At 37.5% G+C, this 15435-nt stretch carries 17 protein-coding genes; 11 read left to right on the forward strand and 6 right to left on the reverse strand.

Going from position 1 to position 15435, the window contains the following annotated elements:
* Positions 1-307: 307 nt before the first annotated feature.
* The 3 genes from ACIPKN_RS23795 (at position 308) to ACIPKN_RS23805 (ending at position 2795) form a co-directional block, all read left to right on the forward strand.
* Positions 308-1453, forward strand: a complete 1146-nt coding sequence (locus ACIPKN_RS23795; RefSeq protein ID WP_427495703.1) for a sensor histidine kinase — start codon at positions 308-310, stop codon at positions 1451-1453.
* A gap of 16 nt (positions 1454-1469) precedes the next feature.
* Complete coding sequence (locus ACIPKN_RS23800; protein WP_400940923.1) at positions 1470-2081, forward strand: response regulator; 612 nt, start codon at positions 1470-1472, stop codon at positions 2079-2081.
* A gap of 171 nt (positions 2082-2252) precedes the next feature.
* Positions 2253-2795: a methyltransferase gene (locus tag ACIPKN_RS23805; protein ID WP_400940925.1), complete on the forward strand. Its 543-nt coding sequence runs from the start codon at positions 2253-2255 to the stop codon at positions 2793-2795.
* A gap of 236 nt (positions 2796-3031) precedes the next feature.
* Here the strand turns inward: ACIPKN_RS23805 and ACIPKN_RS23810 are convergent, their stop codons facing one another.
* The 3 genes from ACIPKN_RS23810 to ACIPKN_RS23820 all read right to left on the reverse strand — a co-directional run bounded on the left by ACIPKN_RS23810 (position 3032) and on the right by ACIPKN_RS23820 (position 5567).
* The gene (locus ACIPKN_RS23810) at positions 3032-4006 is read right to left on the reverse strand and encodes a proline dehydrogenase family protein (RefSeq protein WP_400940928.1); all 975 of its coding nucleotides are present in this window, start codon (positions 4004-4006) and stop codon (positions 3032-3034) included.
* Between the two features lie 80 nt (positions 4007-4086).
* The gene (locus tag ACIPKN_RS23815) at positions 4087-4839 is read right to left on the reverse strand and encodes an ABC transporter permease (protein WP_400940930.1); all 753 of its coding nucleotides are present in this window, start codon (positions 4837-4839) and stop codon (positions 4087-4089) included.
* The gene (locus ACIPKN_RS23820) at positions 4836-5567 is read right to left on the reverse strand and encodes an ABC transporter ATP-binding protein (RefSeq protein WP_400940933.1); all 732 of its coding nucleotides are present in this window, start codon (positions 5565-5567) and stop codon (positions 4836-4838) included. Before ACIPKN_RS23820 ends, ACIPKN_RS23815 begins: the two co-directional genes overlap by 4 nt.
* Before the next feature lie 110 nt (positions 5568-5677).
* Between ACIPKN_RS23820 and ACIPKN_RS23825 the strand changes: the two genes are divergently transcribed.
* Complete coding sequence (locus ACIPKN_RS23825; RefSeq protein ID WP_400940934.1) at positions 5678-6178, forward strand: methylated-DNA--[protein]-cysteine S-methyltransferase; 501 nt, start codon at positions 5678-5680, stop codon at positions 6176-6178.
* Positions 6179-6272: 94 nt separating this feature from the next.
* On the opposite strand, the gene ACIPKN_RS23830 is transcribed toward ACIPKN_RS23825, so the two are convergent.
* Positions 6273-7568 carry an ammonium transporter gene (locus tag ACIPKN_RS23830; RefSeq protein WP_400940987.1) on the reverse strand — a complete coding sequence of 432 codons (1296 nt, stop codon included), beginning with the start codon at positions 7566-7568 and terminating at the stop codon, positions 6273-6275.
* A gap of 13 nt (positions 7569-7581) precedes the next feature.
* On the reverse strand, positions 7582-7923 hold the full coding sequence (locus tag ACIPKN_RS23835) for a P-II family nitrogen regulator (protein ID WP_142510350.1): 342 nt from the start codon (positions 7921-7923) through the stop codon (positions 7582-7584).
* A 312-nt stretch (positions 7924-8235) separates the two neighbouring features.
* Between ACIPKN_RS23835 and ACIPKN_RS23840 the strand changes: the two genes are divergently transcribed.
* Positions 8236-9696: a nicotinate phosphoribosyltransferase gene (locus tag ACIPKN_RS23840; RefSeq protein ID WP_142510332.1), complete on the forward strand. Its 1461-nt coding sequence runs from the start codon at positions 8236-8238 to the stop codon at positions 9694-9696.
* Here ACIPKN_RS23840 and ACIPKN_RS23845 read toward each other — a convergent pair.
* On the reverse strand, positions 9625-9798 hold the full coding sequence (locus tag ACIPKN_RS23845; protein WP_400940937.1) for a hypothetical protein: 174 nt from the start codon (positions 9796-9798) through the stop codon (positions 9625-9627). The two genes, ACIPKN_RS23840 and ACIPKN_RS23845, sit on opposite strands and share 72 nt — an antisense overlap.
* Between ACIPKN_RS23845 and nadE the strand changes: the two genes are divergently transcribed.
* From nadE to ACIPKN_RS23875, 6 genes are all read left to right on the forward strand, one after another.
* The gene (gene nadE / locus ACIPKN_RS23850) at positions 9719-10543 is read left to right on the forward strand and encodes an ammonia-dependent NAD(+) synthetase (RefSeq protein ID WP_400940939.1); all 825 of its coding nucleotides are present in this window, start codon (positions 9719-9721) and stop codon (positions 10541-10543) included. The genes ACIPKN_RS23845 and nadE overlap by 80 nt on opposite strands.
* A 654-nt stretch (positions 10544-11197) precedes the next feature.
* On the forward strand, positions 11198-11518 hold the full coding sequence (locus tag ACIPKN_RS23855) for an NAD synthetase (protein WP_400940941.1): 321 nt from the start codon (positions 11198-11200) through the stop codon (positions 11516-11518).
* 515 nt (positions 11519-12033) lie between these two features.
* A complete protein-coding gene (locus tag ACIPKN_RS23860; RefSeq protein ID WP_400940943.1) occupies positions 12034-12675 on the forward strand; it encodes a nitrous oxide reductase accessory protein NosL in 642 nt (213 codons plus the stop codon).
* A gap of 60 nt (positions 12676-12735) precedes the next feature.
* Positions 12736-14007 carry a right-handed parallel beta-helix repeat-containing protein gene (locus ACIPKN_RS23865; protein ID WP_400940990.1) on the forward strand — a complete coding sequence of 424 codons (1272 nt, stop codon included), beginning with the start codon at positions 12736-12738 and terminating at the stop codon, positions 14005-14007.
* Positions 14004-14456, forward strand: a complete 453-nt coding sequence (locus ACIPKN_RS23870; RefSeq protein WP_400940946.1) for a nitrous oxide reductase accessory protein NosL — start codon at positions 14004-14006, stop codon at positions 14454-14456. Before ACIPKN_RS23865 ends, ACIPKN_RS23870 begins: the two co-directional genes overlap by 4 nt.
* Complete coding sequence (locus tag ACIPKN_RS23875; RefSeq protein ID WP_255505275.1) at positions 14456-15268, forward strand: ABC transporter permease; 813 nt, start codon at positions 14456-14458, stop codon at positions 15266-15268. The genes ACIPKN_RS23870 and ACIPKN_RS23875 overlap by 1 nt, the downstream gene beginning before the upstream one ends.
* The last annotated feature ends 167 nt before the right edge of the window (positions 15269-15435 follow it).

Raw genomic sequence — 15435 nt, forward strand, 5'->3', positions numbered from 1 at the left:
TTTTTCAGCCATCTCTTCTAAGGGATGGCTGTTTTACGTAAATGAGTTGTCTATTGCAGATGAAGCAATTACTGTGCTCATCACCAAAAGTTGAGGATGACATTTTTAAGACATAGCTTATATATAAGTTGATCTTCGTTTCTGCTGGGCGACTCCTTGGGGATCTGCGATTACTCCACGTTATGCAAATGAGTCCATTACTACGGGGAATGTTATTATGTGGATAATGCATTAATAACCATGTACAGGCATAAAATTAATTTTCTTGTTATAATAAGGGAAAAGTAGGAAAGAGCGTGAGATTATAATGAGGAAATGGCCCAGTATTATTCCGAATAGTCCAATGCTCAGTGTATATTTATGGATTATTTTCTGTTTCCTACCGTTTTTCTTCATTTTTAGGAAATCATCTTATATAGAAATATCAGTAGGTATTACATTTTTAATGCTATATTTTATTTTCTATCGGTTTTCCATGAATTCGAAAAACGGTCTTGTTTATATGTGGATTAGCTTTGAAATGGTCATTAATATCGTTATGACCATATTATATGGCTATGTGTATTTATCGATTTTCACAGCATTCTTCATTGGAAATATTCGTAAACCTGTTGGCTTCTATATTATGTATGGACTACATATTGGCTTTACGGTTATCTCTACAGGTGTTGGCTTTTTCGTTGAGCTACACTTATTTTTATCACAACTACCATTTGTTGTTTTAACGATTCTAGCGGTTGTGCTACTTCCACTAACGATTTATGCAAAAAATAAACGCGAAAATTTAGAGGGACAGCTTGAGACTGCTAATGAACGAATAGCTGAGTTAATTGTTTTTGAGGAACGCCAACGTATTGCACGGGATTTACATGATACGCTCGGCCAAAAGTTATCGATGATAGGTTTAAAAAGTGACTTAGCTTCAAGATTAATTGAACGTGATCCACAGCAAGCTTTAATAGAGATTAAGGATATTCGTCAAACGGCAAGTATCGCATTAAAAGAGGTACGTGAATTAGTATCGGATATGCGAACAGCTAGGTTTGAGGATGAGCTTATGCGTATTTCTCAAATATTAAAGGCTGCTGAAATGGAGTTTGTATTTGAAGGTGATAAAGATAATTTACAAGTTCAACCACTTGTGGAAAATGTATTATCCATGTGCTTAAAAGAGGCAGTGACTAATGTCGTTAAGCATAGTGGTGCTACAAAATGTGAAATTGCCTTCCATCAAAATTTTAAGGAAGTATATTTAGTTGTTCGTGATAACGGGCAAGGAATCACTAAAAAGCAAGCTTGGAAAACGGGTAACGGTTTAAAGGGAATGCGAGAACGGTTAGAGTTTATAAACGGTTCTTTTAAAATCGAAAGTGAAGAAGGCACTACATTAACAGTGTCGATTCCAGTGGCGATTACGCATCAGAAGGTCAAAGAAAATCTGAAGAACATATAGAAAAGAGGATTGCGACATGATACGAATTGTAATTGCTGAAGATCAGGGTATGCTATTAGGCGCACTGCGTTCATTACTTAGTATGGAGGATGATATGGAGGTCGTTGGATTAGCAAAAAATGGTGAAGAAGCACTGGCGCTTGTTGAAGAGCATCAGCCTGATATTTGTATTATGGATATTGAAATGCCAGTGAAAACGGGATTGGATGCTGCCGAGGAACTGCATAGCACAGGTTCTGATTGTAAAGTGATTATATTAACGACATTTGCAAGGCCAGGTTATTTTGAACGTGCAAGAAAATCCAGCGTTCGTGGCTATTTACTAAAGGATAGTCCGATAGAAGAATTGGTCAGTGCCATTCGTACAATTATGGACGGCAAAAGAATATATGCGCCAGAACTCGTTGATTTTGTCTATGAGGATGATAGTGAAAATCCTTTAACTGACCGAGAGAGCCAAGTACTGACACTTGTTGCAGAGGGAAAGACGACAAAAGAAATTGCTGCAGAATTATTTTTATCGGCAGGGACTGTCCGTAACTACATTTCCACTATTTTAGAAAAATTAAATGTTGGGAATCGTATTGAAGCTATTGCCCGTTTTAAGGAAAAAGGGTGGAATAAGTAATAATACACTTAGACCTAAGAAAAAATAAAAAAAAATAGACAAAAGGCATTGAATAATTTAAATTCAGTGCCTTTTGTCATTATAAAAGAATAATTGGTATTGTATATTTTGACTACTAATGATAATATTTAGTAAACGTAAAACGTTTTAATGGGAAGGATGGAAATAATTATGGGAAAAATCACGAAAATTACTTCAATAGCTTTTTTAGCAACAACATTTGTCGTGACAAGCGCAAATCCTTCAGCCGTTTTTGCTGCAAGCAACGATATAGTTGAGACAGAGTCATCTATTCCATTAGAAAGTAGTATGGATAAAGCTGTTCAGGCAGCATTAGTTGGACCTGAAATCAAAAAACTAGATGTACTAGGTCATGAATTTAATATAAAACCTGTTTCTACTACGAAAAAGGATCATCTAACAGTTGTAAATGGGCAAATCTCCCATCACTTAAGCTGGCGTCCAGATGATCAGTTATACTACCGCATTGAAAAAGAAAATGGAGAAGTAAAACAAGTGGAGATCAAAATTGATCGAGGCGGATGGACAAGTTTATCTGCTCCATTTATCGCTACATTAGCGCAAAAAAATGATATCCCGATTACACTAGAAATGATCCAAGAGCTTGGGCAAAAATTAGGTAGTCTTATTGATGGTAAATGGGAGTATGCAGCAGAAGCTATTGTTTCAACCATTGCTTTACATGTTGAATAATATAAAACTTTAATCAGTGGGGCTTTTCATTACCCTCACTGATTATTTTTATTACACGTTTTTAATGGAATTCGAATAAATGAAATTACTCTTATGGGAACAACAAATAAACTGACAATCTGAAATAAGCAGTGAGTGAGGGAAGCGGTTAAGTGTTGGCCTGTGGAAAGTACGTTCTTGAAAGACTAAAGCCAGAAGCTTATTCAATTAAGCTTCTGGCTTCTTTATGTGGGACCTTATTTTTTACGTTTTGTTAAACGTCCAAGAACGAATGCACCTGCTGCTACAGCAAGGACTGTATTCGTTTTTTTCGTAAATACTTGTTTAGTAACAAGATTAAGATTTTGAGGACGCTCCGCTAAACGGCGCATAAAGTAGCCGTACCAATCTTCGCCGAATGGTACATATACACAGAAGTTATAGCTTTCTTTAGCAAGCTCTTTTTGCATATCTGTACGGAAGCCGTAAAGCATTTGGAATTCGAATTTATCAAGTGGAATATTATTGTCAGCTACAAAACGTTTTACGTGTGCAATAACATTATGGTCATGTGTTGCGATGGACGTAAATTTACCGTGTAGTAAATGATATTCGATTAACTCGATGAAATTTAAATCAATATCTAATTTATCTTGGAAAGCAACTTCTGCAGGCTCTTTATATGCTCCTTTTACGATACGAAGGCGATAATCATTGAATTTTTCGATATCGTCCTTAGCGCGGTAAAAGTAAGATTGGATAACAGTACCTACATTATTAAACGTTTTGGATAGCTCTTCAACCATATCAAAGGATGTTTGTAAACGACCGTAGTCTTCCATGTCAAAGTTAACGAATATATCATATGCTGCTGCTTTTTCTACAATTTCATATAAATTATCGTAGCAAAAATCAACATCAATATCTAAACCTAATTGAGATGGCTTTAACGAAATATGTGCATCAACGCTGTTTTCATTAATAGCCTCAATAACAGCAAGGATTTGTTCTTTAGCTTTTGTTGCTTCTTCTTCAGTTGAAACAAATTCCCCTAAATTATCTACTGTGCAAGAGATTTTATGTGCGTTAAGCTCTTTGATGCTCGCAATCGTTTCTTCAATATTTGTACCAGCTACTACACTTTGTGCTCCTAATTTTAGTCCGTATTTTTTTGCAGCACTATTTAATAGTTGGTTTTCAGATAAATGGATGAAAAAATCGCGTAATAACATGGTCATTCTCCTCACTGCATTTCTTTTTTTTCTATATTATAGCACAATTTAGAAAATAAATATTGTTTTTACTATAACAATTATTTCACTTCAAGTAGTTGCATGCGCTCATTAAAAAGTGCAGGATAGCTTAAAAAACCTATCATTATACTTGATAATGTCGCTGCTGTTAGTAGGGCGAAAATGATTAATAGTTGGAATTGCACCGCTTGAATAGGGTCTGCTCCGCCAATTATTTGGCCACTCATCATACCTGGTAATTGAACTAGACCAATTGTTTTTTGGCTTTCAATTGTAGGAATCATACTGGCTTTTATCGCATTCATTAGCTGTTGATGAATTGCCTGTTTTGGTGTGCCGCCTAACGACAAAATTAACTCAATTTCGTTCTGATGACTTGCAATTTCCGATGTAAAACGATTTAAAAATAGAACCGATAATACCATTGAATTACCAATCATCATGCCGCTAATTGGAATAATATACTGCGCTGTTGCAGGTACAATATCAAAACCTAGCAATACTCCTTGCGTAACAAATTCTACTACAATAAGAGTTAGTGCTATTTTCCATGTAATACCTTTAATACCTTTCCCTTTTTTACGAGCATTTAATGTTGCTACTATAACCATTAAAGTAACCATAAGGAAAATATAAATATAGCTTTGAGCATCAAAGACAAATTTTAAAATGTAACCTACGGCAAGTAGTTGAACAATAGAACGAATAGTAGCTATGAGTGTATCCTTTTCAAGTCCTAGCTTTAAGGTTTTTGACAGTAGAAGAGGAATTAAAACAAAAATTAACGTTAAGGAAAGCGAAGTATACGTCATACATTCACCCCCTGTACAAATTCAGCGACACGTGGATTTTTAGGTGCGTTAAGTAAGGAACTTTTTCCTGTTTCAATTAGTTCTCCGTCCATCATGACCCAAGTATAGTGTCCGATTGTCAGCGCTTGCTGTAAATTATGAGTGATCCAAATGATTGTGACATTAAACTTTTTATGGATTGTAGCAATAAGTGTCTCAATTTCTTGCACGGATTGACGGTCTAGTGCAGATGTGATTTCATCTAGCAATAAAATGGAGGACTGATTAATAAGTGTTCTTGCAATAGAGACTTTTTGTCGTTGTCCACCTGATAATTTATTCGTAGGGCGTTGTAAAAAGCTTTGATCGAGTCCAACGTCTCGTAAATATTGGATAGCTTCTTGCTCTGTAAGCTTTTCTCCTTGCAACGAACGAGGGAGTGCAAGATTGTCAAATACGGTTCCTTCTATCATTGGGGCTGCTTGAAGAGCCATACTCACATACCTTCTTAAAGCGGTCGGCTCGTAAGTAGAAATGTCTTGATTATCAATTAATATTTGACCATCTGTAGGAGATGATAGTCCATTGCACAATTTAAGTAGGGTTGTTTTGCCGGCACCTGAAGGGCCGACTAATGTAGTGATTTTTCCTTTTGGGAATGAACCAGTAATCGATTTTATTATCATCTTGTCATTCGATGAAAAGGTGACCTGTTGAAAGTGAATGGCAGGCTCATATGAAGTATTCATAAAGTTAAAACTCCTTTATACTAATAGGTAAAATAACTGTAGCATGAAACAAAGGGATTCTAAAGTTATTTACAGGCAGTGGATAATAATTAAGTTAAGGGGGTTAGAGAATGGATGTATTATATGTAGATACATTAACATATGCACAAGGTAATATGTATATCGTTGCTTCAGATGAAGGTCTTGTATATATAGCAACTCCGAATGCACCATTTGAAGAGGTAGAAGTTTGGGCAAAAAAACCATTTAAAGGCTACCGCTTTGAAGAGAATAAAGAAAAGTTACAGCCATATGCTAAGCAATTAACGGCTTATTTTAATAAAGAGCTCATTGAATTTGATGTACCAGTACATGTCAAGGGGACACCATTTCAACTAGCGGTTTGGGATGCTTTGAAGGAGCTACCATATGGTACAACGACAACGTACTCAGATATTGCACACCGTATCGGAAATCCGAAAGCAGTAAGAGCTGTAGGCAGTGCAATTGGTGCCAACCCGGTATTAGCAATTATTCCTTGTCATCGTGTAATTGGAAAAGATGGCAAGCTAACAGGTTTTCGTAGTGGACTAGCTATGAAAGAATTTTTATTGGAGCTAGAGAGAGCATAAAACAAGAATCTGCATAATCTTTTGGGAAACAGTTTGCCGAAGAGATTGCAGATTCTTGTTTTTTAGTATTTAAGAAGATGAAGTTCATTAAATACTATACATGGTCTTCTTGGACATTGTTATTTGCTTTACCGAAATGAGTTAAACGATGAGCAAATGTTTCTCCCCGCACTGCAGAGCCTTTGAAAATATCCTGAAACTCATAAGCAGGAGCACCGTGTTCAATGACATCTAGGCCAGTGACTTCTTCTTCGGCAGAAACTCGTAATGGCACAAATGCTTTTATAATAAGTAAACCAGCTGCTACTGAAACGCTAACCCAAGCGAGGGTAGCAAAAATCCCAATGGCTTGCACTCCTAATTGGCCGAAACCTCCTCCATAAAATAATCCTTGACCACCAATATCAAACAAGCCAACTGCTAGAGTACCCCAAATACCACAGATACCATGGACAGCGATTGCACCAACAGGATCATCGACTTTTAACTTCCATTCAATGAAGCGAACGCTCTCGACCAATAATGGAGCAGCCATTAATCCGATAATGAGTGAACCAAAAATACTAACATTAGCTGTACCAGCGGTAATACTCACAAGTCCTGCTAAAGCACCGTTTAATGTGAGTGAGCCATCGATATGACCATATCGAAATTTCGTATAAAGGGCAGTAACCACAACTCCAGCAGCAGCAGCGAAAAATGTATTTGCTATTACGCTCGGAACAAGTTTAGGATCAGCAGCTAATGTGGAGGCACCATTGAAGCCAAACCAGCCAAACCAAAGTAAAAATACGCCTAAAGCTCCTAATGGAATACTATGTCCTGTAATAATGTTAACACGACCATTTTCATATTTACCGAGACGTGGACCGACCATTACCGCAGCTACAAATGCCGCCACTGCACCTGTTAAATGTACAACGGTAGATCCAGCGAAGTCGATAAAACCGAGATTTGTTAACCATCCATGACCACTCCAAACCCAGTGACCAACAACAGGATAAACAAGTGACGACATGAGAATAATGACACCAATATAAGCAAAAATATTAGTACGTTCTGCTACTGCTCCAGATAAAATCGTTGCTCCCGTTGCTGCAAACATCGTTTGGAAAATAAAGAAGGAAAGATCATCTACACCATTTAAGGCAAAGCCACTTGTACCGAAGATACCGCCAACTGAATCACCAAACATAATAGCGTAACCACAGAGAAAATAGACAATGCCACCAAGTGATATCGTTAGGAAGTTTTTCATAATAATATTGACTGCGTTTTTTGAGCGTGTAAAGCCCGCTTCAACCATCGCAAATCCTGCATGCATAAAGAATACTAAAATTGTACCGAGCATCATCCAAACTAAATTTATAGATAATGTTATTTCATCTATATATATCGCCCCCTTATTCTACTGCAATTGATCCGACTTCTTTTGTACGGATACGAATTGCTTGTTCTATTGGATAAATGAAGATTTTACCATCCCCGACCTTACCGGTTGCTGCCTTACGTAATAAAACTTCAACAATGGGATCTACTTTTTCATCATCAACAATCATTTCTAATTTCAACTTTGGCAAAAACTCAATTTCGTAAGTATTTCCACGAAATAATCCTGTACGCCCTAATTGACGACCGCAGCCAGCAATTTCTGAAACACTGAGCCCTGCAATTCCTTCCTGTGCAAGTTCGTCCCTGACCGCTCCGAAAACTTCAGGACGGATGATTGCTTCTATTTTTTTCATCAATATCAGCTCCTTGAATAAATTTAATTTACATGTTAAGGCGCTATGAAAAATGGCGCAATAATTATTTGAATATTCATGTTATGTTTTGTTACATGTAATATTTCGACTTTCGTAATAGTTTGCTGAAAATGTTTTTAAAAGGGGAATGAAAGCGGTATTAAAAAGTGTGTCTAAAATGTGAATGTTTCTAAATTTTCTGATTATTAATGTAAGGAAACCTAACATTATAGTTGGAGGATGTAATACGCAAGAATTTGGATATATAGTGTATACTAGGACTAATTATCAAACCGGAAGAAGGGGTTTCTTGTGAGATCAAACTATGCAGATGATAGCTTAGCGCTACACACTGATTTGTACCAAATCAATATGGCAGAATCTTATTGGGCTGATGGTATACATAATAAAAAAGCGGTTTTCGAACTATATTTTAGAAAATTACCTTTTGGCAATGGTTATGCAATTTTTGCGGGATTAGAGAGAATTCTTGAATATTTACGTGATTTTCGTTTTACTGATTCGGACATAACATATTTGCGTGAAGAGGTTGGTTATAAAGAGGATTTTATCGAATATTTAAAAAATATCCGCTTTACAGGGGATATGTACTCTATGGTGGAAGGAGAAACTGTTTTCGCTAATGAACCAATTATCCGCATTGAAGCACCTTTAGTGGAAGCGCAACTAATTGAAACTGCATTACTTAACATTGTGAATTACCAAACCTTAATTGCAACAAAGGCTAGTCGTATTAAACAAATTATAAAAAATGAAGTAGCGATGGAGTTCGGTACACGACGCGCTCAGGAGATGGACGCAGCAATTTGGGGAACGCGTGCGGCGTTTATTGGTGGTTTTGCTTCAACTAGTAATGTGCGAGCAGGTAAACTCTTTAATATTCCAGTATCGGGTACACATGCACATGCACTTGTACAAGCCTATAAAAATGATTATGATGCATTTCACTCCTATGCAAAACGTCATCGTGATTGCGTATTCCTTGTAGATACTTACAATACGTTAAAATCGGGTGTACCAACAGCGATCCAAGTGGCTAAAGAACTTGGAGACAAAATTAATTTTATTGGAATTCGACTAGACAGTGGGGATATAGCTTTCTTGTCAAAAGAAGCACGTCGTATGTTAGATGAGGCAGGATTCCAAAACGCTAAAATTATCGTATCAAATGACTTAGATGAATACACGATCTTAAACTTAAAGGCTCAAGGTGCAAAAGTTGATGTGTGGGGAATTGGTACAAAGCTCATTACTGCATATGACCAACCAGCTTTAGGGGCTGTGTATAAAATGGTCGCTATTGAAAATAACGATGGGCAATTAGAAGATACGATTAAAATTTCTGCGAATGCTGAAAAGGTAACGACGCCAGGTCTTAAACATGTATATCGCATTATTGATCGAAAGAATGGCAAGGCAGAGGGAGATTACATCACTATGCAAGATGAAAGTCCTCAATCAGAGGAAAGAATTAAAATGTTCCACCCTGTTCATACATTCGTATCAAAATTTGTAACGAACTTTGAAGCTAAGAATTTACATCAACATGTGATTAAAAATGGTGCAATACATTATCAAAATCCTACTTTGGAAGAAATGCGCGATTATGCAGCTAATAATTTAGAGTTGTTATGGGATGAATATAAACGTGCCATGAATCCTGAGGAATACCCAGTCGATTTAAGCCAAAAATGCTGGAATAATAAAATGCGTAATATTGAAGAAGTAAGTGAAATGGTCAATCGATTGTAAAGTGTAAGGAGTGAAGGACGAAATGACATTACAGCAAGAAATCATTAAGAAATTACGTGTGTTACCTACTATTGATGCGCAGGAAGAGATTCGCAAATCCATTAATTTTTTAAAGGACTATGCGCGTCGCTATAGCTTTGTAAAGGGATTTGTTCTTGGGGTATCAGGTGGTCAAGACTCCACGTTAACTGGAAAATTAACGCAGCTTGCAGTCGATGAATTAAATGCCGAGGTGGGAGAAGCGAAGTACTCATTTTGGGCTGTTCGTTTACCATATGGTGTGCAAGCGGATGAAAAGGATTGTCAGGATGCGCTTGACTATATAAAACCTACGAAGACTTATACGGTCAACATTAAAGATGCAGTCGATGCAAGTGTTAGAACATTAACGAATGCGGGTATTGAACTAAGCGATTTCGCTAAAGGGAACGAAAAGGCACGTGAGCGAATGAAGGTGCAGTATTCTATTGCTGCTATGAATAATGCTGTTGTGTTAGGTACCGATCATGCTGCGGAGGCAATTACAGGTTTTTACACAAAATTTGGGGATGGTGGTGCGGATTTAATGCCAATTTTCCGTCTCAACAAGCGTCAGGGTAAGCAGTTACTAGCTACGCTTGATTGCCCGGAGCACTTATATTTAAAGGTACCAACTGCAGATTTAGAGGAAGATCGTCCTTCATTACCAGATGAAGTAGCTCTTGGTTTAACGTATGACCAAATTGATGATTATTTGGAGGGGAAGGAAATCCCTGAAGATGCTCGTAAAACATTGGAAGGGCATTATTTACGTTCACAACACAAACGCCATATGCCAATTACTATATTTGATGATTTTTGGAAGTAATTTATAGCTATCAACATAGCGTGGGGTTGATTTCCGTTCCGGCTGGGCGCTTTGCCGCTGACGCTTCGCTTTCGCGCAGAGCAGAGCTTCCTGGGGACGTCCGATGAGCCGCTTCACTCGCGTTGCTCGCTCCAGGGTCTCGGGCCAACACGATGTTGGTCACGAAGGCGTTATCACAGGACGTGATGCTTTTAGCCTTCGTTCCTTTATTGCTAATCCCCAAGGAGTCGCCCAGCCTCCACTCCAATCAACCTATATAATGGAATACGTTTTAATTTCTAATTTTTGGTTATTAATATATAAATATTTGGGAAAAGAGTTATAAGAAATAGTGAGAAACACTTTTTCTTATAGCTCTTTTCTCTCTTTTTTAACTTCTTTCAGCAAAAGCCTCCAACCTTTATAGGTGTTGATATGAATGAGAGTTTAAGTCACTTTTCAATGGGTGTCCCAACATATGCTGAAAGAAGTTAAAGCCTCCGGCGGATGTCACGGAATCGAAATGGAGTGCTTTGTGCAAGCGCAAAGCCGATTCCGGACGCAATTATGCCAAGGCATAATTGATTAATTTGGTTCTGTATTATTAAGTTCGAGCATATAATGTCGATATATATACCTACAAAGTTGATAAAAAGTAAAGGAGGGTAATTATATATGAGGACTTCTAGAGTAAGTTCGACGACTAGTAGTATATTTCGCAACGAACAACAGTATTTACATGCTGGGGATTTAAGTCATAATTTCGGACAAAACCCGAAACAACAGTTTAAAAATAGTCTGCAAAAGAATAAAGATAAAAAGCATATTAGTAAGACTAGACAAATTCAGCAGCAACGTCCTAATAAAATAACGGCTAGTTATGTGGACAGTGCGTACAATTTACAAATACGCAGTGAATTAAATGAAACTGCCGTTAAGCTAAGTCTTGTCAGCAAGCAAAAGAAGCTTCTCAATAGTTACCGCTCGTCTATATAACATACTCAAACTCTCTACTCCATTCAGGATGTAGGGAGTTTTTTGTGTTGAAAACCCAAATGGTGTCAATAAAATCTTAAGAACTGTGAAGGACCTTGAATTGTTCCAGGCTACTCACTTTTCTGTAGACCAAGAAATCATTTGTTTCTGTCGCTATGCTTTCGCACAGATACATTGCGAGGTTCGGTTTAAATTAGAATGGCATGCTAGAAGATACATGCTTGGTGAAGCGGTTGATTGGAGTGGAGGCTGGGCGACTCTTGGGGATCAGCGGCTCATCGGACGCCCCCAGGAAAGCGCCCAGCCGGAACGGAAATCAACCCCTTGTTTTGCCGAATAGCGTTATAAAAAATAGAAAGTATATATTTTTTATTCAAAATATTTGAAGTCAAGATGTTCAATGAATATTCAAGGTAATTTTTCCAATACTTCACAGCGATTTTTAACTTATTTCACAATTTACCTGTAAAGTATGTAATAGAAACAGAAAAAACGAAATATTGGGGGAAGCAATTGTGAAAAAAATATGGTTACCTGCACTTGCAACATTACTTTTACTCGCGGCGTGTGGTACAGAAAAAGATCAAGTTAAGAAAGAAGAGTCTAAGCAAGAAGATGTTACAACAAGTGAAGCAGAAGCAAAGGATAAAACTACACAAGTCGCTTCTTTAGTGGATCCACGTTTACAAGAACCAAAAGAAGGTACAATGTGTGAAATGTGTAATATGAAAGTGTATTTGAAGGACGAAGATATGGGGGAATTCTCTACTCAAGCAATAAAAGAGGATGGAACAATTGCCTTTTATGATGACATAGGCTGTTTAGTAAATGCCGAGGTTGCAAATAATGAAAAGAACGAAAAATTTGTACGTGATTATATCACGAAAGATTGGGTAAAGGTTGATGATGCAACGATCGTCAAAACGGACCTAAAATCTCCGATGAATTGGGGATATATTTATTTCAAAGATAAAGCGGATGCAGACAAATATATTGCTGATAATCCAACTGCACATGTAGAGGAATTACAAAAAATTAAAGATGATGCGTTAGAGCGTCGTAAAAAGAAAATGAAAGAAAAAGCTGAAAAAGAAGCAAAAGGTGAATCTGATTCTATGCATATGGAAGAAAAGAATCATGATGGTCATAGTCATTAATCGAATGGACTAGGGGGAAATCCTCTAGTCTTTTCGTGCTGAACTGGGAGGTGCGGATTGGTGAAAAAAATAGGGTTTGCCTTATTATTTTTTCTATTTATGAGTCAGACAGTGCACGCCGATTTTAATGTACAGGAGGCCATTAATATAGCAAAGCCTGGGGAAGTCGTTCATATTCCTGCTGGTCGTTACCAAGGTAATTTTATTGTGACAAAACCGATAACGCTACAAGGTGAAGAGGGAACGGAACTTATCGGTGAAAGAGACAATCCCTCACTCCGAATTGAAAACACTACTAATGTCACTGTGGAAAATATAAAGTTATCAGGGAAAAATAAAGCGATCGTAGCTAGTACTGTAGATGGACTGGAGCTACGAAAGTTACAAATTAAAGATGTTCATACAGGTGTCCATATACAGCGCTCAAAAAATATACGTATACAAAATATCAATGTGACTGGTATTGAAGGTCATTATTCCAAAAAAGGTAATGGGGTGGCTGTTTTTAAGAGTGAGGACATCACTATCGAAGGCAATACTGTTGAGCAAGTGCAGGATGGAATATATGTAGAAGAGGTCAAGCATATTGTTGTTCAACATAATAATGTAACGAGTAGTCGTTACGGTACACACTTTATGTATACAACTGATGCTGAAGCACTTTTCAATACATATGCTCAGAATGTGACTGGCCTTATGATTATGATGACGACAGACATATTCCTGGAGAATAATATAGTAGCTAATCATTTTGATTTTAATGGCTACGGTATGTTGCTGTATGATGTGCAACAGGCCGAAATTAAACATAACACGATTAAAAATAACCGAACTGGTGTGGCAATGCAGAAAAGTTCAAATATCCAAATTGAAACAAATGATTTTCAGATGAACCAAACAGCCATTGAAGGTACAAAGGTAAGTGACGACACAACGGCTAGTAGTAATAACTTTACAGGTAACATTTTAACTGCTCGCTCCGATAAGCAAGGCTTTCAACTAGTAAGTAATTATTATGATGATTACTCAGGGATTGATTTAAAAGACAATGGTATCGGTGATATTCCATATGTGGCTGTGTCGAGCTTTGGTCAATGGATGGTACGCCAGCCTGTTTACCAATATTTCGTGGCATCTCCGAGCGTCATTTTATTGACATCGCTGGATCAGCAAATTAATAAAACTGAAGAGAATATGCTTGTTGATAATACGCCCAAATTGGCGACGAAGCATGTGAACGAGAAGACCAAGATGAATGTGGTGCAAATGCTAGTAGGATTATTCTTGACATTAAGTAGTTTATGGCTATGGAAAAGAGGAATAACAGAATGAAAAAATGGATGATGATTGTAATGCTATGTTGTGGTGTTTTGATGGGCTGTAGTGAAAAAACATATGAGCCTCGTGAAATAGTTAGTGAAACCGATGTTTGTAAAATTTGCAATATGAGTATAGTTCACAATGCATATGCTGGTCAGATTGCGTTGAAGAATGGTGATTATGAAATTTTTGATGATATTGGCTGTCTAATGGAATATATAGAAGCGAATGGGGAAGGTGAGATTGGAGCAGCCTTTATTAAAGATGCAGCAAAAAATGAATGGATTGATGTTTTTAACGCTGTTTATGTATACAACAAGGATTATTGGACTCCGATGAATTATGGGGTAGTTGCGCTCGATTCGAAGGAAGCGGCACAGGAGTGGATGACTACAGAGGGAGAAGGTCAGCTGCTTGCTTATAAGGATTTACACGATTTTAAATGGGGGATCCATAAGTGATGTACAGTATGCTTATTAAACTAGAATTAAAGCAAATGCTCAGAAGTCGTTGGATGCAACTTGTAGGCATACTTTTCACATTCGTTTTTACAGCTATCATTGTCATACAGCAAATGGCATTACCAGATGTAGAGGGTTTTACAAGACAGACAGCTTCGTTTTTAAATGTATTGTTGTTTTTATTGCCTCTGTTTATTTTAACGATTGGTAGTATGAGCATCGCTGGTGATGTGGAATCAGGCTGGTTTTCGTTATTAAAGACATATCCGATGACACGTCCGCAATATATTGCAGGAAAGTATATTGCCTCTGTGCTTGCCTTTTTATTAGTCATTGTCGTGGCGTTTGGCGTAATTTTAGCGCTTGGTGGATTTCTTGGCGGAGTACGTTTGCCATTTATTTTCATTATTCTAACTTTGCTATGTATCTTCATTTTTGTGTCATTGGCTATTGCTGTGGGAGCTTTTGCAAAAACAAGGTTATTTGCACTGTCGTTATCACTTGTATTTTGGTCCACTTTTTTATTGCTAATCTCTTACGCTTTAATGGCTATTGGAACGATCGTGGCGGGGCATATTCTTCAAAAACTGACGATTATAGCGATACATATTAATCCTGTGGAGTGGCTGCGCTTTGGTTACTTTATTTTTACAGATCAGGCTAGTGTGCTTGGACCAGCATTTTATAACGTAACGCAGTTTTATTCGTCACCACTAGGTTACGTAGTATACGTAGCTGTGACATTGCTTTGGATAGTATGTCCATTAGTTTACACTAACTTACTTTTATCTTCTTTCAGTGAAAGAAGATAAAGCCTCCGGCGGATGTCACAGAATCGGGAAGGAGTTCTTAAAGGATGTTAGCCTAAAAATCATCGCATCCATGCGATAACGGCTAACTGACCTGCATCGGTAAAAACGCCACGTCCTGTGGCATTACCGAAGGGCCGACATCGTGTCGGCCCTCATGCAGGCCTAAG

This window comes from Lysinibacillus sp. NPDC086135, from assembly GCF_044746345.1.
Classification (GTDB): Bacteria; Bacillota; Bacilli; order Bacillales_A; family Planococcaceae; genus Lysinibacillus.